The following is a 20,151-nucleotide window of genomic DNA, read 5'->3' as shown; positions in this document are numbered from 1 at the left end:
CCCCTGTCTGCCCCTTCGGGCAGACGGCTCCTCTGCCACGGTCCCCTACCGCACCAGCCCCACGTACGGCCCGAACTCGCTCTCCAGGCACAGCCGCCCCAGCTTCCGGTACTCCCTCGCCACCGCCGCCACCAGGTCCGCCATCGACACCGGACGGGCCGCCTCCGCCGCCAGATACGCCGCGGTCACCGCCGCCGAGCGGATGTCGCCGCCCGCGAGCTCGAACGCCCGCCCGCAGAAGTCCAGATCCAGGTCGTCGGCCCGGGGCAGGGAGGCGCCCAGACACCGGTCCCACAGCGCCTCCCGCTGCTCCGCGTCCGGCAGCGGGAAGTCCACGACCAGGTCCAGACGGCGGGTGAAGGCCTCGTCCAGGTTCGCGCGGAGGTTCGTGGCCAGCACGGCCAGCCCGTCGAACGTCTCCATCCGCTGCAGCAGATACGCGCTCTCCACGTTGGCGTACCGGTCGTGCGCGTCCTTGACCTCGGACCGTTTGCCGAAGACCGCGTCCGCCTCGTCGAACAGCAGCACGCCGTTGACCCCCGCGGCCTCCGTGAAGATCCGCTCCAGGTTCTTCTCCGTCTCCCCCACGTACTTGTCCACGACCGTCGCCAGATCGACCGTGTACAGGTCCAGCCCCAGCGCCCCGGCGATGACCTCCGCCGACATGGTCTTGCCGGTCCCGGAGTCCCCCGCGAACAGGGCCATGACGCCGCGTCCCCGCCCGCCGCCCGGCCGCATCCCCCAGTCCCCCAGCACCCGGTCCCGGTGCCGTGCCCTCGCCGCCAGTTCGCGCAGCTGTCCCCGCACCCCCGCCGGCAGCACCAGGTCGTCCCAGCCCACTCCCGGTGTGATCCGGCGGGCCAGCCGCTCCAGCCCGGAGGTGTTCTGCGCCCGCGCGCCGTACAGCAGTTCCGCCTCGCCCACCGGGCCGCCCGCCAGCACGGCCTGCTGTCGTGCCGTCGACGCCGCGCGCCGCATCTGCTCCGGCGTGAGGACGAAGGCCGCCACCGCGTCCCCCGTCCCCCTTCCCAGCACGGACGACCACAGCGCCGTACGCGCCGCCGCCCCCAGCCGCTCGACCTCCACCAGCAGCGGCGTGCGGTCCGACCACTGCGGGTCCCAGCCCGCCTGGCCCGCCATCAGCACCGGGACGGGCAGCCCCGCCAGGGTCCGCAGCAGATCCGGCCGTTCCGCCAGGGCCTCCGCCGGAGCCGCGATCAGGCCCGCCCCGGCGAGCGCGGCCTCGCGGCCCGCCGCCAGGACAAGAGCCGCCGGGTCGGGGCGGCGGGCCAGCCGTGCCAGGTCCAGGGCGAGCGCCGGGCGCCCCGCCCCGGCCAGGGCGTCGGCCGCCAGCTCCTGTGCGGTGCCGCCCGCGGGCTCGCGCACGTACACGGGTGAGATCGCCTGGGCGAGCGCGCCGGCCAGCCGCTCCGGCAGATCGCCCAGCGCCCCTGCCGGCAGGGTCCCCGCCCGCACCGGGCGCACCACGTCCACCAGGACGGGGTCCCCCGCGTCGTCGCCCAGCAGATGGCTCGCGACCCGGTCCGGGACCCGCAACGACCGCCCGAGGAAGGACCGTTCCGGCTCCTCCACGAGCAGCAGGCCGCGGTCCACCAGCGGCCCCCCGGCCGTCAGCCGGGCGCGCGCCCCCGCCGACGCGGCGGGCGCACCGCACAGACCCAGGGCGAGCCCGATGGTCGGGCGGCGACGCGTCACGTCGTCGTTCAGGTACCCGTAGAGCTGTTCGAACCGCCGGTCGAGGTCCGGGGCCAGCGCGATCAGCAGCAGCTCGACGTCCAGCGGCTCCAGGCCGAAGTCACGCCGGAGCCGGTACAGCCGGGAGGACTCGGCCGCCGCCTCCAGGGCCTCCACGGCCCCCCGGTCGCCCCCGTCCACCGGGTCCGGCCAGGGCGTCGTCGGCTCGTCCAGGATGCGCAGGACCGCGTCGTCGGACAGGTACAGGCCACGGAAGGGGTCGTCCGCCTCCGGGTCCCCGGCCCGGCGCGCCTGTACGGCCCGGCGCACCCGTGCCTCGACGATCCCGAGCCGCCCGAGCAGGTACTCCATCAGGCCCCCGCCCGCCGACCGGGGCGGCGGGCGCGCGGGCCACGCTGCCCCGGAACCGGCGCGGACGCGGGGGGTGCGGGCGGGGCGTGGACGTCGGACAGGTCCACCGCCAGCCCCTCCTCCACCGGCGGCCCGGCCGCGTAGACGGGCGCCGTGGTCACCGGTGCGCTCACCACGACGTCGAGTGAGGGCTTCAGTTCTCCGCCCAGCGCCGACCACACGTCGGCGAACGCCCGGTCTTCCGGCGGGGGCAGCGCGATCGAGACGGGAACCGGCAGTCCGGTGGACGTCAGCGCGGGACCGAGGCGCCCGCCGGGCAGCGCGTCGTGCTTCAGGAAGCACGCCAGCAGGGCCGACAGCAGCCGGTGCTCGTCCTCCGGCCGCTGCGTCCACGCGCTGATCAGGTACGAGAGCTTGAAGTAGCGCGGCGGAAGGGTCCGTGCGGTGACCCTGCCCTGCTCGTCGTAGACGTTCTGCCGTCCCCGCGAACGGCGCCGCAGGTCCTCGCGGATGTCGTACAGGTACAGGTTCACCGTCGGGGTGTTGCGACGGGCCGCCCAGTCCCGGGTCGGCGCGTCGAACACGACGTCGACGTCCGTGCCCGCTCCCAGCGCCTCCCCGCGCACCAGCTCCCGCAGTGCCTCGTCCACTTCGTGGATCACGTCGCACCTCACCCGCGCCACTGGAAGTCGGACGGCTGCAGCACCCCGGGGACCACCAGGTACTCCGCCTTCACCTCGCGGAAGAACGGCGCCGCCCCGCCCGCGTGGGCGGCCCGCAGGTCACGCGGTCCCAGCGCGTCCTGGACGAGCACGAGCACCGGCGCCGAGAAGGTCCCGTCCGCCCGCACCACCACCGGGGCGGCCGCCGCGGTCACGCCCTTGCTCCAGCTCAGCCGGACCGTGGCCCCGGGCGGAAAGGAGCTGCCGGTGGCCTGTGTCACCGAACCGGGCGGCCCCAGCTCCGGGTTCAGTACGAGCACCGGCTCGCGCACGGTCAGGGCCGCGCTCGCCGTGTTGTCGGCGGGATCGCTGTCGGACCCGGTCGTCGCGACCGTCGCCGTGACGGCCCCGGTCAGCGCCCGGTCCGCCGCGAGCTGCAACGTCACGGTCGTACGCGCTCCGGGGGCGAGGTTCGCGAGCCCGCAGCCGACCGCGGTCAGGCACGGCGGCCGGGACGCCGACACGAGCCGCAGCCCGGGCGGCGTCACGACCCTCAGGGTCAGCCCCGTGGCGGTGACACGACCGCCGTTGCGGACGGTCACCTCGGCGGTGATCCGGCCTCCCGAGTACGCCGTGCGCGGTCCGGCCGTCAGCGACACGGACGGGTTCGCGGAGCGCGCCGACGGCGGGCGCTTGTCCACGGTCAGCGGCGTCGAGGCGGAGTTGTTCGTCGGATCCGCGTCCGCCCCGGGTGTGGTGACCGTTCCGGCGACGGTGCCCCGCAGCGCCGTGTCCGCGGTCACCACCCGGGTGACGGTCACTGTGGCGCCCGGTGCGAGGTCCCCGAGCGCGCAGCCCGTGGCCGGGCAGGCGGGGCCGGCCGTGACGACGGCGAGTCCGGGCGCCAGTACGGGGGTCAGCAGCACCGACTCGGCGGTGGCGTCCCCGAGGTTCCGTACGGTGTAGACGACGGTCGACCGGCCTCCGGTCGGCACCCGGGCCGGTGTCGCGGTGACGGTGACCGCGGGGTCGGGCATCCGCGGGTCGACGACCGTCAGGTCCACCGACGCGCGGTCGTTGTCGGGGTCGATGTCCCGGGTGCTCGCGGCGACCTTGCCCTCGATCGTTCCCGAGAAGGCGTTCTCGGCGGTGTAGACGAGGGTGATCTCCTTCTCCGCACCGGCCGCGATGCTGCCGAGGGCGCAGCCCGCCGCCGGGCACGGCGTGCCCGACACGAGGGTGAGACCCGGTGGCACGGTCAGCGTGAGCAGGGCGTTCGCGGCGGTCGCGGTGCCGATGTTGCGTACGGTGAACTCCACGGTGGAACGCTCGCGGATCCTGACGACGGGCGGGGTGGCCGTGGCGGTGACCGCCAGGTCCGGGACCACGACGCTCACGACGACCGAGGCCGTGTTGTCCTGCGGCCGGTGGTCGGTGAGGCCGCCTTCCGCCGTCGCCTCGATCCGCTGTGCGCCCGGCACGACGCCCTTCACGCCCAGCGCGATCCGCGTCTGTGTCCTGGACCGCAGGGCGCCCACCTCGCAGACCAGATGCCGGGCATCGGCCGGATCGGCGGCGCAGGCCCCCGCGGGGTCGCCCGGACCGGCGGACTCCAGGCCCGGCGGCAGCTTCACCCGGACCCGGGTACGCGGGGAGTCGGCGACTCCGTGGTTCCGCACGACGAGCACGACGGCCCCGGTGTCGCCCAGCATCAGAGGGGAGTCGCCGGTGGTGAGCGACACCTGCAGGTCCGAGCTCGGCTTCCAGGTGGGCTGCTGCTGCCCGTTGTAGATCTTGCCGGGCAGTGTCTCGCCGCGGCCGTCCGCGGGGTCGACGAGCCTGATCCGCCGGTCGCTGACCCCGTCCCAGCCGGACACCAGCACGTCGACGGCCAGCCGGGAGCCGTCGGGCGACCAGGCCGGGTTGTCCGGCTCGACGTGGTCCGGTGACTCGCCGTCCGGCGCGGGCACCGTCCGGGGGCACAGGTTCCCGAACGGCACGAGCGCCCGGCAGGCGGTGCCGTCGTCCCGCGCCTCGAGGACCATGCGCGGCCCCTCGTACCCCGAGCGCGGGGCCGCCAGCAGCCCGGGGCCCTCGTCGGGCAGACCGGTCTGGCGGACGAAGGCGACGCGGCCGGAGCCGGGCCGGTAGGCGGGCCGTACGTCGACGACGCGGCAGTCGGGGTCGCCGCACTGGGCCGCCGAGACGTCGAACTGCGCGCCGCCCGGCTCGGCCTCCGCGGTCCAGATGTGCCGGTCGCGGGTGTCGCCCGGGGGCACGTCGAGAGCGGTCGTGCCGCCCTCGCGGATCGAACGCGGTTTCCCCGACACCAGGCCGATCTCGGGCCAGCAGACGCTCCATCGCGAGAAGGCGAGTCTTCCGCCGTCCGGCGACCACGCCGGATCACGGTCGTCCGACAGGCACTGGTACCCGGGCCGCGAGCGCGCCGGCACCGTGGAGAGCAGCCGCCCGTCCCGCGGTCCCCGGGAGACGTCCACGACCGCGATCTGCCACGCCGGCCGGTCGTTGCCGGACGAGGGCCGCGCCCGCCGCGCGAAGGCCAGCCTGGTGCCGTCGGGGGACCAGGCCGGCCGCTGCTGGTATTCCCCCTCGCCCATCCCCTCGTACCGCAGCGGCACCGCCCGGGCCAGGCCGAGCTCGTCGCCGACCAGGATCTGCTCGGTGTCCGGGGTCTCCGGCTGCCCCGTGGTCCGTACGAAGGCCATGCGCCGCCCGTCCGGCGCGTAGGCGGGGTCGGCCAGGGCGCTCTCCCCGCCCTGCGCGGCCCGCAGTTCGAGCCGCTCCGACGGCAGGGCCGCACGCTGGCGCTCGATGTCGAAGTCCTCCGGGTCCTTCCCGGACACCATGACCACGGGGCCGCCACCCGCCGGGGTGTACCAGCCGACGCTCTCGGTCTCGTACGGCACCGCGTCCTCCGGGTCGAAGAGCGGCGTGCCCGTGCAGTCGCACGGCCGGGCGGGGTCGACGAGGTACGGCTCGTCGTGGAGGAACACGATCCGGTCGCCGTCCGGCGACCAGGCGGCCCCGTGCCGTGCCGACGAGGCGTACGCCGCCCCGACCGCGAGCCGCTGCTCCGGTACGGCGCCCCGCCCGGCGGCCGGCACCACGACCAGCGCCTGCCGGCTCGGGTCGGCGATCCGGGTGACGTACGCGATGCGGTCCCGGCCGCCCGGATGCGCGGGCTCCCAGACGGGCTTGGCCGCGGGACTCTCCCCGTACGAGACCGGCGCCTCGGTGCCGCCCGCGGCCACGGTCGTGCGGTAGGCCCGCTCGTCCCGGGTGAAGACGAACTCCGTACCGTCCGGGGACCAGTCGGCCCAGTCCGCGTTCGGCACGGCCTCGCGCAGCCCGCTGCCGTCGGTACGGACGACCCAGACGGAGGGCGCCGTGCCCCCGGAGCGGCCTCCGGAGGCGTCGCAGCGGTCCCGGGAGGACCTGCTGCCGTCCCCTTCGTCGTTCTCCCAGGACACGAAGGCGATCCACCGCCGGTCGGGGGAGAGCACGGGGTCGGCGATCCGCACTCCCCGGCGCGCGAGGACGAGGGTGACGGGCCCGTCACCGGTGCGGCGGAACAGACCCTCCCCGGTGCCGTCGCGGTCGCTGACCCACACCAGGTCGTCGCCGCGCGCGGAGGCCTGGCAGTCGTTGCCCGCCCCGCCGGGCGGCAGCAGCGGGGTGAGGGCGCCGCGCCGGCCGACCGTGGCCACGCTGCGGTGCGGGCCGTCGCCGATGTACGCGATTCGGCCCGGGTCGGGTGCGCGCTCGTCCGCCGCGGCGCGCGCGGGCGGAGGTTCGGCCGCCGTGACCGCGGGGCTCACGGCGGGCACCGTGCCCACCAGCACCATGGCGAGCATCAGACCCAGCCCTCGCCGACCTCGCATGAAGCCGAAGCCACTTCGTCGCACACGCGTCCGCCGGACGGTTCCCCACGCGCTCCGGGACGCCCCGGGGCGTCTCCGACGGCATCCGGACAGCCCTCCTCGGGGGAACCCTCGCTCGTGCCGCATCCCCCGGACAGCCGGGCAAGGGGCAGTGGTGGGGGTAGCCGCCGCTGCCCTAAGAGGCAGACCGCCGGGATCACCGGCGCGGGCCGCAGGCATCCTGCCACGGACGGCCGGGATCACCGACGGCGGACCACCGGCGGCCGCACTCAGATGAAGCCCTGCCGCATGGCGTACGCCACGGCGTGCGAGCGGTTGCGCAGCTGGAGCCGGGTGGTCACGTCGTGGAGGATGTTCTTGACCGTGCGCTCCGAGAACGCCAGCGCCCGCGCGATCTCCGCGGTGTCACTGCCCTCCGCGACCAGTCGCAGGACGTCGATCTCCCTCGGGGCCAGCCCGGTGAACGCGAGTCCGCGCGGATCGAGCACCTGCCGCTGCAGCCGGCCCACCTGGTCGAGCAGCCGCCCCAGCAGGTCGGCCGGTACGCTGCCCTCGCCGCGCGCCGCCGCCGTGATGACCTGCACCAGCCGCTCCGCCGAGGCCTCGCCGCGCCGGACGACGCCCACCACCCCGCATTCGACGGCGGCGACCAGCCCGGTGTCGTCGATCTCGGTGGCCACCAGCACGATCCGGCCGTCGCCCGCCCGCTGGAAGCGGCGCAGGGTCTGCAACTCCCCCTCGCCGACCCGGTCCACGGACACCACGGCCACACTCGGCCCGTCGCCCTCCTCCTCGCCCAGCAGCTGGAGTTCGGGGCAGTTCCGCAGCTGCCCCGCCAGCCCCGCCCGCGAGATCGGGTCCTGAGCGGTCAGCCGCACCCGGATCCGCTCCACGCCGCACTCTCCCTGGTAACGCATCGTGTACACCCCCCTGATCGGCGCCCCCACGCCTGTGAGAGCCCCGCCTTCCGAACCTGGACTGCCTCACCGTGCGCCCAGTGAACACCCGGGCAGTCAGCAGGCACTCCACGCCGACTCAACGGGCAACGCAGCGTGCCCCCGGGTGTGTCCGTATGGGAGCGGTGGCCCTTCGACCCGGCTTCCTACTGTCCTCGCATGACCACTTCCGCTCATCTGGACGCCTCCCCGGTCTCCGTGCTGCCCGGCGAGGAGGCCCGGATCCCGCTGGACGTGCGCAACGGCGGGAACGTCGTCGAGGCCTACGCCTTCGAGGTGCTGGGCCCGGCCGCGCAGTGGACGGTGGTCGAGCCCGCGACGCTGTCCCTGTACCCGGACACCGCCGGCCAGGTGGAACTCGTGGTCCGGCCACCCCGGGACACGACCGTCCCTCCGGGTGAACTCGCCTACGGCGTACGGGTGTCGCCGCAGGAGCAGCCGCAGCACGCCACGGTTCCCGAGGGCGTGCTGCACATCCGCCCGTACGCCGACCTCACCGCGGAGCTGAGCCCGCGGCTGGGTCAGGGCCGCACCGGCGCCCGCTTCCAGGTGGCGCTGGACAACCGCGGCAACTATCCGCTGTCCGTCTCCCTTTCGGGCAAGGACCAGGGCGACCTGCTGACGTTCGGGCTGCCGGCCGAGCCCACCGTGGTGGACCCGGGCCGGGCGGCGTTCGTGAGGCTGCCCGTCCGGCCGAAGCGGTGGATGTGGCGCGGTGTGGCCGTGCCGCACGCCTTCCAGGTCACCGCGGCTCCGTCGGCCGGTCCCGACGGCGTGCCGGAGGCGGCCCCGGCGCAGCTCGACGGCAGTCTGCTGCAGCGTCCGATCGTCTCGGCCGGCCTGCTGAAGCTCCTGATCCTGCTGCTGGTGCTGCTCGCCCTGCTGGCGGGGCTGTGGTTCGGACTGCTGCGCCCGGTCGTCCGCAGCGCGGCCAAGGAGGCGGTGAAGGCCCCGGTCGAGGCGGCCGCGTCCAAGGCCGCCGATGCGCAGAAGGCGGCCGACGAGGCCAAGGAGGCCGCGTCGGCGGGCTCCGGCGGGGGCAAGCCCGGCCCGAGCGGCAGCGCGTCGCCGAGCCCGTCGGCCTCGGCGACGCCCGGCACGGGCCCGGCCCCGCTCCCGGGGGCGGCCCTGTTCTCGCACCGGCTGACCGCCTCCGCACCGGCGAACGGCACGGACTCCGCGACCTACAAGGTCCCGGACGGCAAGGTGTTGCGGCTGACGGACCTGGTCCTGGAGAACCCCCAGGGCGACACCGGCACCGTCACGATCTCGGTGGGCGGCAAGCCCCTTCTCGCTCCCGCCCTGGAGAACTTCCGCGAGCAGGACTTCCACTGGGCGTCGGCGATCCTGGCCGGCTCGAAGCAGGAGATCACGGTGACGGTCTCCTGCCGCACGGTCGGCCGCCCGCCCGCCGGCCCGGCCCCCACCCGCTGCAACACGGCGGCCCTCTTCAGCGGCACGCTGGAGTAGCCCGCCGGTCTCCCCGCCCGGCCCGGGCCCGGCGGTGTGCGTCCGGGCTCCGGCGGGCCGGCCCGTGGGAGGGCCCGGCTCAGCCCTCGTCGGGGGTGAGGCGCAGGGAGATCGAGTTGATGCAGTAGCGCTGGTCCGTGGGCGTGGGGTAGCCCTCGCCCTCGAAGACGTGGCCGAGGTGGGAGCCGCAGCGGGCGCAGCGGACCTCGGTGCGGACCATGCCGTGGGAGGTGTCCGCGAGGAGCTCTACGGCGTCGCTGTTCTTCGGGTCGAAGAAGCTCGGCCAACCGCAGTGCGAGTCGAACTTCTCGTTCGAGGTGAACAGCTCCGCGCCGCAGGCACGGCAGGAGTAGACGCCCTCCGTCTTGGTGTCGGTGTACTCACCGCGGAAGGCGGGCTCGGTGCCGGCCAGCCGGAGCACCTGGTACTCCGACGGGGTCAGCTGGGCCTGCCATTCCTCGTCCGGCTTCTCGACCTCGTACGCCATCGTGTGCTCCTCAGCTCGACAGTCGGGCGAGGATCCGCGGTCCCAGATCGGTGACGTCGCCCGCGCCCATGGTGAGAACGAGGTCGCCCGGCTTCGCCATTCCCGCGATCACGTCCGGGACGGTGTCCTTGTCGTGGACCGGGGTGACGTCGGCGCCGGCCGCGCGGGCCGCGTCGATGATCAGCTCGCTGGTGACGCCCGGGATCGGGTCCTCGCGGGCCGGGTAGATGTCCAGGACCACGGACGCGTCGGCGAGGGCGAGGGCGTCGCCCATCTCCGTGCCGAGTTCCTGCGTGCGCGAGAACAGGTGCGGCTGGAAGACCACCAGGAGCCGGGAGCCGCCGGCCGCGCCGCGCATCGCCTCCAGGTCGGCGGTCATCTCGGTGGGGTGGTGCGCGTACGAGTCGATCACCTGCACGCCCGCGGCCTCGCCCTTGAGCTGGAGGCGGCGGCCGACGCCGGTGTACGCGGTGAGGGCCTGGGCCAGCTCCGCCGGGTCGATGCCCACGCGGGAGCCGGCGGCGAGGGCCGCGGCCGCGTTGTGGGCGTAGTGACGGCCGGGGACGGAGACGGTGAAGGTGTGCTCGACGCCGTCGAGGGCGACGGTGACCTCGCTCTTCATCCCGTTCGGGGTGATCCGCAGGATGCGGGCGTCGGAGTCCTCCGACTCGCCGACCGTGAGGACGCTCAGGCCCTCGCGGTCCGCCACCCGGCGGGCCAGTTCACGCGCACCCGCGTGCTCGCCGACGACCAGCGTGCCGCCCGGGCGGATCTTGCCGACGAAGGCCTCGAAGGACTCGTAGATCTCGTCCATCGACGCGTAGTTCGCGTGGTGGTCCAGCTCGACGTTGAGGACGATCGCGACCTCGGGGTCGTACTTCTGGAAGCTGCGGTCGCTCTCGTCCGCCTCGGCCACGAACACCGCGCCGGCGCCGTGCCGCGCGTTGGTGCCGGGGCCGGCGAGGTCGCCGCCGATCGCGTACGAGGGGTCGAGGCCCAGCTCGGTCAGGGCGACGGCGAGCATCGAGGTGGTCGTGGTCTTGCCGTGCGTGCCGGCGACGGCGACCGCGCGCAGCCCGTCCATCAGCGAGGCCAGCGCGTCGGAGCGGTGCACCACCGGGATGCCGAGTTCGGCGGCCCGGGCCAGCTCGGGGTTGTCGGCGCGGATGGCGCTGGAGACGACGACGCAGCTGGCGTCGTCGGCGAGGTGGCCCGCCGCGTGCCCGATGTGGACGGTCGCGCCGAGCGCCCGCAGCGCCTCGGCGGTCGCGGACTCCTTGGCGTCGCTGCCGGCGACCTTCGCGCCGCGCTGGGCGAGGATCTTCGCGATGCCCGACATTCCGGCACCGCCGATGCCGATGAAGTGCGGCCGCTCCATGGCGGCGGGAACGGCGGCGGCAGGGATGGCGGAGGCCATGCGGTTGTCTCCCCGAGGTGCGGCGTACATGTACACAGGTCCCCCAGCGTAGTGGCTGGGGGCGACAGCGCGGCGCGGGCGGGGGCGGCGCACGTACGTACGTCGTGCGTGCGGCACGGGCCGGTCCCGGGGGCCCTCCCACCCCCCGGACCCGGCCCGCCGCCCCGCCACACCCCCCGGCGAAACCACCTCGTCCGCGTGGGCGAACAGCTTCAGGACCGGGACGCCCACCTTGTGGCGGGCTCTGGACGCCCAGTCGCGGTGGAAGAACTCCTCCACGTAGTGCGGCGCGGTCAGCACGATGACCTCGTCCGCGTCCGACTCCTCGACCACGGCCTTCATCTTGTTCAGGGGGTGGTCCTCGACCACCTGTCCGACCGCCTCGCAGCCGGTGTCCCGGAGCCTGAGAAGCGAAGCCTCCAGGGCCCGCTCGGCCAGCGTCCGGGCCTCCGTCCCCTCCGGTTCGCCCCCCTCGTGGGCCGCCTCCCTGAGCTCGCCCATCGCGACGTCGTCGATGGCGCGCAGCAGGACATCGGCCTGGTCGCCCCTGGGCTGCATCAGCACGATGAACGAGACCGTCTCGTCGCCGTGCAGGGTGGTGACGAATTCCACGTCGACGTTCGTCAGGGGCTTCTCGATCATCAGAACGCTTGTGAACACTTCAAAGCCCTTCTGCGGAAACCATCCTTCCCCGTGCCCGCACGGGGTTGCCGTGAGTAAGTGTGCCCAGCGGAAGCGAACCGGAACGGGATATTCCGCTTCGTGTCAGAACCGACGGTAGCGGGTGTAGAGGAACCCGGCCTCCTCCAGAACGGAGGCGAGCGAGAACCGTGCAGGGACGGTCACGGAAGGGCCTCCGGCGATCCTCTGCGCACTCCCCGCGGTCATGGTCGGAGACACCGTCCAGCACAGCTCGTCCAGGGCGGCGGACGCCACGAACTGCCCGAGCAGCCGCGGACCGCCCTCCGTGAGCTGTCGCCGCAGCCCGAGGGCCGCCAGCTCCCGCTTCGCCCGCTCCGGATCCACCCGGCTCCCCTCACCGGCCGTGACCACCCGGACCCCGGCCCGCTCGGCCGCCGCCACCCGCTCCGGCGGCGCGGCCTCGCCGGCCAGCAGCACGGTGGGGACCAGGGGCGAGGTGAAAAGCGGAAGGGAGAAGTCGAGATCGAGGGAGGAGCTGACGATCGCGATGACCGGCGCGGGCGCCTGCCCGGCGGCCGTCCGGCGGGCCGCGAAGACCTCACGGGCCCGGGCCGGGCGGTACTGCTCCTGCCGTACCGTCTCGGCCCCCACGACCACCACGTCCGCGAGAGCCCGCAGGGTGCCGAAGATCCGCATGTCGGTGTCGGAGGAGAGGGGCTGGGAGCGGCCGTCGTGCTGGGCCGCGCCGTCGAGCGAGGAGACCATGTTGGCCCGCAGCCAGACGCCGTCGGGGCCGGCGGCCTCCTCGGGGTAGGCGTAGGCGTCGGCGAGCTCGTCGAGGGACCACTCCCTGTCGGCGGCGGCGGCGTCGTCGATTGCTGTCATGTCCGTCACAGGGAACAGGCGTCGCATCCTCGCAGTCTGACACGCCCCTTACAGTGGGGAACTGTGTCGACCCGTGCCCTCTCCGACGCGTCCCCCACCGAGGCGACGCCCCTGTCCCTGTGCGCCCGCGAGCCCCATGTCCCCGCAGACCGCCTGGTCGCGGAGATGGTGCCGCCGCCGCGTTTCGACTCGGTGCGGTTCGACACCTACATCCCGGACCCGAACCAGCCCAGCCAGTCCGACGCCGTCAAGATCCTGAGCGGCTTCGCCGACGGCCTCGGCGGAGCCCACGCCTCCGGCGCCGGCAAGCGCCGCTGGTTCTCCCGCGCCCCGAAGCAGACCGTGCCCGCCGGCCCCCGCGGGGTCTACCTGGACGGCGGTTACGGCGTCGGCAAGACCCACCTGCTCGCCTCCCTCTGGCACGCCACCCCGGCCGAGCCCGCGCTCAAGGCCTTCGGCACCTTCGTGGAGCTGACGAACCTGGTCGGCGCGCTCGGCTTCCAGCAGACCGTGCAGACCCTGAGCGGACACCGTCTGCTGTGCATCGACGAATTCGAACTGGACGACCCGGGCGACACCGTGCTCGTCTCCAGCCTCCTCGCCCGTCTCGTCGAGCAGGGCGTGGCGCTCGCCGCGACCTCGAACACGCTGCCGGGCAAGCTCGGCGAGGGCCGGTTCGCCGCCGTGGACTTCCTCCGCGAGATCCAGGGCCTCTCGGCGCACTTCCGCCCGCTGCGGATCGACGGCGAGGACTACCGGCACCGCGGACTGCCCGAGGCCCCGGCCCCGTACTCCGAGGAGGCCGTCACCAAGGCCGCGTACGCCACCCCCGGCGCCAGCCTCGACGACTTCCCGCACCTGCTCGACCACCTGGCCAGGGTGCACCCCAGCCGGTACGGCGCGCTGACGGACGATCTGACCGCGGTGTGCCTCACCGACGTGACGGCGGTGCCGGACCAGTCGACGGCGCTGCGCCTGGTGGTACTCGCCGACCGTCTGTACGACCGCGAGATCCCGGTCCTGGCCTCGGGGCTCCCCTTCGACCGGCTGTTCAGTGAAGAGATGCTGAAGGGCGGGTACCGGAAGAAGTACTTCCGTGCGATCTCCCGGCTCACCGCGCTCGCCCGCGACGCAAAGGGGTTGGTGGACCAGTAGGTTGGGGCCATACCCGATCGAAAGGGATTCACCATGGCCACCACCCGGCACGCCCACACCGTCTGGGAGGGCGACCTCCTCAAGGGCAAGGGCGTCGTCACCCTCGACTCCTCCGGTCTCGGCAAGTACGAGGTCTCCTGGCCCTCCCGCGCCGAGGAGCCGAACGGCAAGACCAGCCCGGAAGAGCTGATCGCGGCCGCGCACTCCTCGTGCTTCTCCATGGCCTTCTCCAACGGTCTGGCCAAGGCCGGCAACCCGCCGGCCCGCCTGGAGACCAAGGCGGACGTCACCTTCCAGCCGGGCGAGGGCATCACGGGCATCCACCTCACCGTGCGCGGCGAGGTCCCCGGCCTGGACGCCGACAAGTTCCAGGCGCTGGCCGAGGACGCCAAGAAGAACTGCCCGGTGAGCCAGGCCCTGACCGGCACGACGATCACGCTCACCGCCGAGCTCGTCTGACCGTTCCCGGCGCAGACGCCACATGAGGCGACGTGGACCCGCATGGTTCACGTGTCACCACAGTGCGTGGTACACACATGCGGGTCACACGTCACACACGCACCACATACCGCCTGTCCGCCAACAGGAAGTGGGTAGTTGCCTCATGTCCGCAACACGACGTCAGATCCTCTCCCGCACCGGCGCGTCCGTCGCCGGCATCGCCTTCTCCGGCGCGTTCGCCGAGCTGTTCGCCGGCACCGCCGCCGCCCGCGGCCACTCCCCCGCCGCCGGCTACGGCCCCCTCGTCCCCGACCCGGCCGGTCTGCTCGACCTCCCGAAGGGCTTCCGGTACACGGTCCTCTCCCGCGAGGGCGAGCCGCTCCGCTCCGGTGAAGGACCGGTCCCGAGCAACCACGACGGCATGACCGCCCTGCCCGGCCGCCGCGGCCGCGTCCACCTCGTCCGCAACCACGAGAACCGGGCCACGGCCAGACTCGGCGTCCCGACGGTGAAGGGCCTGACCTACGACCCGGCCGCCAAGGGCGGCTGTACGGCGCTCACCCTGGACGGCCGGAACAATGTGCTCGACGAGCGGGTCGCCGTCGCCGGCACCGCCGTCAACTGCGCGGGCGGGCCCACCCCTTGGCGGACCTGGCTGACCTGCGAGGAGACCGAGGACAAGGCCGGCACGAACGGCTACACCAAGGACCACGGCTTCGTCTTCGAGGTCGACCCGGCCGATCCGCACCGCACCGGCGCGGTCCCGCTCACCGCGATGGGCCGCTTCCAGCACGAGGCGATCGCCGTCGACCCGGAGAGCGGCATCGTGTACGAGACCGAGGACGCCTTTCTGCAGCCGTTCGGGCTCTTCTACCGCTTCCTGCCGGAGCGGCCGCTGGGCGGTACGGGCTCGCTGCGGGCGGGCGGGGCGCTGGAGGCCATGCGGGTGCCGGGGGTGCCGGACCTGTCGGCGGTCCAGGAGACCGGAACGCGGTTCGAGGGCGTCGAGTGGGTGCCCGTACCCGATCCGCAGGCCGCCGAGACTCCGATCCGGCTGCAGGACTTCGGCCCGAAGGGCATCACGCACGCGCAGAAGCTGGAGGGCTGCTACTGGGGCGGCCGCGCGGTGTACTTCGTGTCCAGCTTCGCCCGCGCCAAGGACGGCTCCGCCGCGACGCACTACGGCCAGGTGTGGAAGTACGAGCCGCACCGCCGCCGCCTCACGCTGGTCGTGGTGTTCGGGCCGAGCACGGACATCCAGCTGCCGGGCGAGTCCCCCGACAACATCTGTCTCGCGCCGAGCGGCGGCCTGATGGTCTGTGAGGACGGCGAGGGCGCGCAGCACGTGTACGGCGTGAACCGGCGCGGCGAGGTGTACGCGGTGGCGCGCGGGGCCAACGACATCGGCGACCCGGGCGCCCCCGAGTGGGGCGAGTTCGCGGGCGTCACCTTCGCCCCGGACGGCCGGACGATGTACGTGAACTGCTACACCCCCGGCACGACCTTCGCCGTGACCGGCCCCTGGCGCTGACGGCTCCGTCCGCCTGACCCCTTCCTCCGGGTGCGCGGCCTCGGTCGCGGGCCCGGAGGTTCCGTCGCAGGATCGGGGGGGAGCGGACCGGAAGGGGCACACGGTGGCGAAGAAGCCGGCGGCGAAGAAGCCGAAGAAGGGCCGGGACCTGAGCGAGCTGCTGCGGGTCCCGCCGGGCTCCCGGGTCGACCTCTCCGCGTACGACGCCGCCGCGACCCCGGGCGGTCCGCCCGACAAGGCGGCGGGCCTCGCGGCGACGGCCGCGCTGGGGCCGCGTCTGGCCGGGCTGCAGGAGCGGCTGTTCGCGGCGAGCACGGCGGGCGACCGCCGCCGGCTGCTCCTGGTGCTGCAGGGCATGGACACCAGCGGCAAGGGCGGCACGGTCAAGCACGTGATCGGCTTCTTCAACCCGTCCGGCTGCCGGATCAAGGCGTTCAAGGCGCCCACGCAGGAGGAGCTGAACCATGTGTTCCTCTGGCGCATCATGCAGGCGCTGCCGCAGCCCGGCGAGATCGGCATCTTCGACCGCTCGCAGTACGAGGACGTGCTGATCGCCCGGGTCCACGGGCTGGCGCCGCAGAAGGTGCTCGACCGGCGCTACGAGCAGATCAACCGCTTCGAGCAGGCGCTGACGGAGGACGGGGTCACCCTCGTCAAGGTCTTCCTGCATCTCTCGTACGAGGAGCAGCGCCGCCGGCTCCTGGCACGGCTCGACAACCCGGACAAGCACTGGAAGTTCAGTCCGGACGACATCGAGGAGCGGGCGCGGTGGCCGCAGTACCAGAAGGCGTACGAGCTGGTCCTGGAGCGCTGCTCGACCGAGGAGGCCCCGTGGTACGTGGTGCCGGCCGACCGCAAGTGGTACCGGAACTGGGCCGTCAGCACGCTACTGCTTGAACATCTGGAGGCGATGGATCCGGCGTATCCGCCGGGGACCTTCGACGTGGCGGCTTCGCGCAAGACGCTGCTTCTCGACAGCCTCGTGGAGCCCGCCCGGTTGCCCGAGGTGTCGGGTCGCAAGTAAGAGGTGATGATCGGATATTTTCCGGTCGTGACCAACTCTGTACGAAGACTGACGGCGCGTGCCGTTTCGGGGGCAGTTCTGGGAGCCGTGCTGGCAGCGACGCTCGTCGGCTGCGGCACGGACGACGCCCGCGTCGAGGGCGCCGGCCCCGGCAAGGGCACCGCGGCGCGGCCTTCCGCCTCCGCGTCGCCAGCGACGCCCTCCGCACCGGCGCCGGCCGGGAAGCCCTCGCGGTCCGGCCCGCCCTCCGCGAGTGCCGCGCCCGGGCCGGGGACGGCGCGCCAGGCGCCGCCGACGCTCGCCCCCGGACCCGGCGGCCGCACGGCGGTGTTCGAGCGGGGCGCCGCCTCGGCCGGCAAGGTCGTCGCGCTGACCTTCGACGCCGACATGACGGCCGACCAGGGACCCCGCGCCGCACGCGGCGAGCACTTCGACAACCCGCAGCTCATCGCCACCCTGCGCCGCCTGAAGGTGGACGCCACCGTCTTCATGACGGGCCGCTGGGCGGAGGAGTACCCCGCCCAGGCGCGGTCCATCGGCACCGACCCGCTCTTCGAGATCGCCAACCACTCCTACAGCCACCACGCCTTCGCCTCGCCCTGCTACGGGCTGCCGACGGTGGCGCGCGGCGACATGGCGGCCGACGTGCGCCGGGCCTTCGACGCGTTCCGGCGGGCCGGGGCGCGCCATGTGGTGCCGTACTTCCGCTTCCCCGGCGGCTGCTACGACGACGAGGCGCTGCGCGCCCTCGGCCCGGCGCAGGTGACCGCGGTGCAGTGGGACGTGGTGAGCGGCGACGCCTTCGCGAAGGACGGCGACGCCGTCGCCGAGCAGGTCCTGGCGGGCGTCCGGCCCGGCTCCCTGGTGGTCATGCACTGCACCCGCAGCGCGGCCCCGGTGACCGAGCAGGCGATCCGCCGCATCGTGCCCGAACTGCGCGCCCGCGGCTACCGCTTCGTGAAGGTCTCGGAGCTGATGGCCGGGGCACGGAGCTGATGGCCTCGGGCGCGGGGCCGGTGGTCCGGGGCTAGTTCGCCGAGTGCTTCTGCGGGGTCAGTTCGCTCGGGCGGACGACGACGAAGCCCTCGCCGTCCAGGCGCAGCTGGACCGCCTCGCCGGAGCCGCCGCGGATCATCGAACCGATCGACTGGGAGCGGTGGAGCGAGGTGTCCAGCGCCGCGCTCCAGCCGACCACCGCGTCCGTGTCGACGAAGACCGGGGCGTTCGGGGCGACGGGGATGACGATGGGGCTGCCGTCGCAGACCAGCGCCAGCTTGCCGTGGCCGGTGAAGAGGCTGTTGAACAGGCCGCCGCCGGTCATGCCGGCGCCCTTCACGGTCCTGATCTCGTAGGAGAGGGTGGCGTCGAAGCAGAGCACGTTGCGGCCGTTGACCGTCAGCGAGTCGCCGTGCTCCAGCTCGACGATGAAGCAGTTCTGTGCCTCGTGCGCGAACCAGGCCTCGCCCTGTCCGCGCACGGCCATCAGCGGCAGGCCCTCGCCGGTGACGGCGCGCTTGAGCATGCCGCCTATGCCCTGGCCCTTGCGCTCGAACTGGAGGTTGCCGCGGAACGCGATCATCGCGCCCTGTCGGGCGTGCATCTCGCCGTTCACCGCGTACTTGACGGACTTGGAGTTCTGCAGGCTCATGCCGGGTGCGACGGCCTGCTGCGCCAGATTGTCTGCTGAAAAGAGATCGCTCTTCATGCCGGGCATCCTGGCCCGGAATGCCTCATTCCGGCAAAACCCCCCTGGGGAAAAGCGGTCGGGCCGGCGGACCGGGCGGTGGCAGACTGGGGCCCGTGAGCAGTGACGACACCTCGAACACCCCCGCACAGACCCCGGCCGGCGGCGCCGCCGAGCGCCCGGCCGACCCTCGCGACGCGGCCCCGCAGTTCGTACTGCCCCTGGTCGTCCGCATCGAGAAGGCCGAGCCCCCGGCCCGTACCGACGCGCTGCAGACCGCGGCCCGCGCCGTCCTGGAGATCCTCGCGGACGAGCGGTCGAACGGCGACGGAGTGTGGGCGGACGCGATGCGCGACTGGCAGGACGCCCGGATCCGCAAGGTGGTCCGCCGCGCCCGCGGCGCGGAGTGGCGGCGCGCCTGCGCGCTGCCGGGCATCACCGTCACCGGGGAGCACGCCGAGGTACGGGTCTTCCCGCCGGTCCCGCTGGACGGCTGGCCCAAGGAACTGGTCAAGCTCCAGGTCTCCGGCACCGAACTCGACGACCCCGCCGAGCCGGAGGAGTTCGCCGAGGGCGCGGCCGTGCTGTGGCTCAACCCGGAGCTCGACATGTCCGCGGGCAAGGCGATGGCCCAGGCCGGGCACGGCGCGCAGCTCGTGTGGTGGCAGCTGCCGGACGCGGAGCGCAAGGCGTGGCGCGAGGCCGGGTTCCCGCTGGCGGTGCGGACCGTCGCGTCCCCGGAACGCTGGGCGGAGCTGACGACCAGCGGGCTGCCGGTGGTCCGGGACGCGGGATTCACCGAGATCGCCCCGGGCTCCTGCACGGTGGTGGGCGACTTCCCGCGACTCGGCGGCTGATTCCGGCCCCGGTGGCTGATCTTCCTCGGCCCGCGGTTGAACGCGGGGCCGAGGACGTACGTACCTCCCCATATCGGCAAGTGGGTTGAACCGCGGCACGGTTGGCGGTTCAGTCTGCGGTGTTGGACTCACCCCGGGAGGCACGCCACAGTGTTGCAACGCGTCAACGGAACGGCCCTCATCATCGCGGCGCTGGTCGCCACGGTCGGCGCGCTCGCGTTCCCCGTGTGGACCTACGCCGACCGCTCCGGCACCGGCGAGGCCAATCTGGCCGCCTCCTCCGTGGCCACGCAGTGGGGGCCGCTGTCCGCCACCGACCGGGACTTCCTGGTGAAGGTGCGGCTCGCGGGGCTGTGGGAGCTGCCGGCCGGCCAGCAGGCCATCGAGCGCGCGCCGAGCCAGGCCATCCGGGACGCCGGCGACCACCTCGTGGTCGGCCACGCCGACCTCGACCGACGGGCCCGGGACGTCGCCGCCAAGCTGGGCGTCGAGCTGCCGAACCAGCCGAACGAGCAGCAGCAGGGCTGGCTGCGCGAGCTGTCCGCGGCAAGCGGCGAGGAGTACGAGCGCAAGTTCGCGAACCTGCTGCGCAACGCGCACGGCAAGGTCTTCGCGCTGGTCGCCGAGGTCCGGCACACCACCCGCAACACCCTGATCCGGCAGCTCGCGAGCGACGCCAACCAGACCGTGCTCGACCACATCACCATGCTGGAGCAGACCGGAATGGTCGACTTCGACGCGATCGCCAACGAGGCCGCGGGCCGCAAGTCGGCCAGCCCGACCGGCCCCCCGGTGCCGAACGGCAACCTGCCGCCCGCGCCGACGCCCGTCGTGCCGACGGGCGAGGACCAGTCGTTCACCTCGCGCCCGGTGCCGGGCCCGGTCGTCAACACCGACCGGCCCTAGGAGGCGTCGGACGCGCAGGCGGTACAGGCCGCGTCGGCGGTATACGCCGCTCCGGTCGGGCCGAA

General features: G+C 73.8%; 16 protein-coding genes. 8 read left to right on the top strand and 8 right to left on the bottom strand.

Annotation, left to right across the window (positions count from 1 at the left end; genetic code table 11):
* Window positions 1-45: 45 nt before the first annotated feature.
* The 4 genes from ACGFMM_RS27220 to ACGFMM_RS27205 form a co-directional block, all read right to left on the bottom strand.
* Window positions 46-2,067 (bottom strand): ATP-binding protein, encoded by a 2,022-nt coding sequence (locus ACGFMM_RS27220; protein WP_393649085.1) that lies wholly within the window; start codon window positions 2,065-2,067, stop codon window positions 46-48.
* Window positions 2,067-2,729, bottom strand: coding sequence for a DUF4255 domain-containing protein (locus tag ACGFMM_RS27215; RefSeq protein WP_393649084.1), 663 nt, complete (start codon window positions 2,727-2,729; stop codon window positions 2,067-2,069). The genes ACGFMM_RS27220 and ACGFMM_RS27215 overlap by 1 nt, the downstream gene beginning before the upstream one ends.
* A gap of 8 nt (window positions 2,730-2,737) precedes the next feature.
* Window positions 2,738-6,631, bottom strand: a complete 3,894-nt coding sequence (locus tag ACGFMM_RS27210; protein ID WP_393649083.1) for a CARDB domain-containing protein — start codon at window positions 6,629-6,631, stop codon at window positions 2,738-2,740.
* 269 nt (window positions 6,632-6,900) lie between these two features.
* Entirely contained in the window at window positions 6,901-7,548 is a 648-nt protein-coding gene (locus ACGFMM_RS27205) for a response regulator transcription factor (protein ID WP_393649082.1), read from the bottom strand.
* A 198-nt stretch (window positions 7,549-7,746) separates the two neighbouring features.
* Between ACGFMM_RS27205 and ACGFMM_RS27200 the strand changes: the two genes are divergently transcribed.
* Window positions 7,747-9,057: a hypothetical protein gene (locus ACGFMM_RS27200; RefSeq protein ID WP_393649081.1), complete on the top strand. Its 1,311-nt coding sequence runs from the start codon at window positions 7,747-7,749 to the stop codon at window positions 9,055-9,057.
* A 79-nt stretch (window positions 9,058-9,136) separates the two neighbouring features.
* Here ACGFMM_RS27200 and msrB read toward each other — a convergent pair whose 3' ends face one another.
* From msrB to ACGFMM_RS27185, 3 genes are all read right to left on the bottom strand, one after another.
* Window positions 9,137-9,544: a peptide-methionine (R)-S-oxide reductase MsrB gene (gene msrB, locus ACGFMM_RS27195; protein WP_393649080.1), complete on the bottom strand. Its 408-nt coding sequence runs from the start codon at window positions 9,542-9,544 to the stop codon at window positions 9,137-9,139.
* A gap of 10 nt (window positions 9,545-9,554) precedes the next feature.
* Entirely contained in the window at window positions 9,555-10,961 is a 1,407-nt protein-coding gene (murC, locus tag ACGFMM_RS27190; RefSeq protein WP_393649193.1) for a UDP-N-acetylmuramate--L-alanine ligase, read from the bottom strand.
* Window positions 10,962-11,726: 765 nt separating this feature from the next.
* On the bottom strand, window positions 11,727-12,515 hold the full coding sequence (locus tag ACGFMM_RS27185; RefSeq protein WP_393649079.1) for a pyrimidine reductase family protein: 789 nt from the start codon (window positions 12,513-12,515) through the stop codon (window positions 11,727-11,729).
* 36 nt (window positions 12,516-12,551) lie between these two features.
* Between ACGFMM_RS27185 and zapE the strand changes: the two genes are divergently transcribed.
* The 5 genes from zapE (at window position 12,552) to ACGFMM_RS27160 (ending at window position 17,635) form a co-directional block, all read left to right on the top strand.
* On the top strand, window positions 12,552-13,643 hold the full coding sequence (gene zapE, locus ACGFMM_RS27180) for a cell division protein ZapE (RefSeq protein ID WP_393649078.1): 1,092 nt from the start codon (window positions 12,552-12,554) through the stop codon (window positions 13,641-13,643).
* A 33-nt stretch (window positions 13,644-13,676) separates the two neighbouring features.
* The gene (locus tag ACGFMM_RS27175; protein ID WP_393649077.1) at window positions 13,677-14,102 is read left to right on the top strand and encodes an OsmC family protein; all 426 of its coding nucleotides are present in this window, start codon (window positions 13,677-13,679) and stop codon (window positions 14,100-14,102) included.
* Window positions 14,103-14,247: 145 nt separating this feature from the next.
* The gene (locus tag ACGFMM_RS27170; protein WP_393649076.1) at window positions 14,248-15,615 is read left to right on the top strand and encodes an alkaline phosphatase PhoX; all 1,368 of its coding nucleotides are present in this window, start codon (window positions 14,248-14,250) and stop codon (window positions 15,613-15,615) included.
* 103 nt (window positions 15,616-15,718) lie between these two features.
* Window positions 15,719-16,639, top strand: coding sequence for a polyphosphate kinase 2 family protein (locus ACGFMM_RS27165; protein ID WP_393649075.1), 921 nt, complete (start codon window positions 15,719-15,721; stop codon window positions 16,637-16,639).
* A gap of 90 nt (window positions 16,640-16,729) precedes the next feature.
* A complete protein-coding gene (locus ACGFMM_RS27160) occupies window positions 16,730-17,635 on the top strand; it encodes a polysaccharide deacetylase family protein (protein ID WP_393649192.1) in 906 nt (301 codons plus the stop codon).
* Window positions 17,636-17,666: 31 nt separating this feature from the next.
* Here ACGFMM_RS27160 and ACGFMM_RS27155 read toward each other — a convergent pair whose 3' ends face one another.
* A complete protein-coding gene (locus tag ACGFMM_RS27155; RefSeq protein WP_393649074.1) occupies window positions 17,667-18,344 on the bottom strand; it encodes an AIM24 family protein in 678 nt (225 codons plus the stop codon).
* Between the two features lie 95 nt (window positions 18,345-18,439).
* Here ACGFMM_RS27155 and ACGFMM_RS27150 point away from each other — a divergent pair, with 95 nt between their 5' ends.
* Both ACGFMM_RS27150 and ACGFMM_RS27145 read left to right on the top strand, forming a co-directional pair.
* Window positions 18,440-19,180, top strand: a complete 741-nt coding sequence (locus ACGFMM_RS27150; protein WP_393649073.1) for a peptidyl-tRNA hydrolase — start codon at window positions 18,440-18,442, stop codon at window positions 19,178-19,180.
* Window positions 19,181-19,333: 153 nt separating this feature from the next.
* Window positions 19,334-20,086, top strand: a complete 753-nt coding sequence (locus ACGFMM_RS27145) for a DUF4142 domain-containing protein (RefSeq protein ID WP_393649191.1) — start codon at window positions 19,334-19,336, stop codon at window positions 20,084-20,086.
* Window positions 20,087-20,151 lie beyond the last annotated feature (65 nt).

Source organism: Streptomyces sp. NPDC048604, assembly GCF_043199435.1.
In the GTDB taxonomy this organism is placed as follows: domain Bacteria; phylum Actinomycetota; class Actinomycetes; order Streptomycetales; family Streptomycetaceae; genus Streptomyces.
The sequence above is the reverse complement of the archived record's forward strand: the minus strand, read 5'-3'. Positions and strand labels throughout refer to the sequence as shown.

Excerpts from the sequence above, each read along its gene's own strand:
- ACGFMM_RS27170 (WP_393649076.1), top strand. The coding sequence starts at position 14,248 with ATGTCCGCAACACGACGTCAGATCCTCTCCCGCACCGGCGCGTCCGTC.
- ACGFMM_RS27220 (WP_393649085.1), bottom strand. The coding sequence starts at position 2,067 with ATGGAGTACCTGCTCGGGCGGCTCGGGATCGTCGAGGCACGGGTGCGC.
- ACGFMM_RS27205 (WP_393649082.1), bottom strand. The coding sequence starts at position 7,548 with ATGCGTTACCAGGGAGAGTGCGGCGTGGAGCGGATCCGGGTGCGGCTG.
- ACGFMM_RS27155 (WP_393649074.1), bottom strand. The coding sequence starts at position 18,344 with ATGAAGAGCGATCTCTTTTCAGCAGACAATCTGGCGCAGCAGGCCGTC.
- msrB (WP_393649080.1), bottom strand. The coding sequence starts at position 9,544 with ATGGCGTACGAGGTCGAGAAGCCGGACGAGGAATGGCAGGCCCAGCTG.
- murC (WP_393649193.1), bottom strand. The coding sequence starts at position 10,961 with ATGGCCTCCGCCATCCCTGCCGCCGCCGTTCCCGCCGCCATGGAGCGG.
- ACGFMM_RS27210 (WP_393649083.1), bottom strand. The coding sequence starts at position 6,631 with ATGCGAGGTCGGCGAGGGCTGGGTCTGATGCTCGCCATGGTGCTGGTG.
- ACGFMM_RS27185 (WP_393649079.1), bottom strand. The coding sequence starts at position 12,515 with ATGCGACGCCTGTTCCCTGTGACGGACATGACAGCAATCGACGACGCC.
- ACGFMM_RS27175 (WP_393649077.1), top strand. The coding sequence starts at position 13,677 with ATGGCCACCACCCGGCACGCCCACACCGTCTGGGAGGGCGACCTCCTC.
- ACGFMM_RS27200 (WP_393649081.1), top strand. The coding sequence starts at position 7,747 with ATGACCACTTCCGCTCATCTGGACGCCTCCCCGGTCTCCGTGCTGCCC.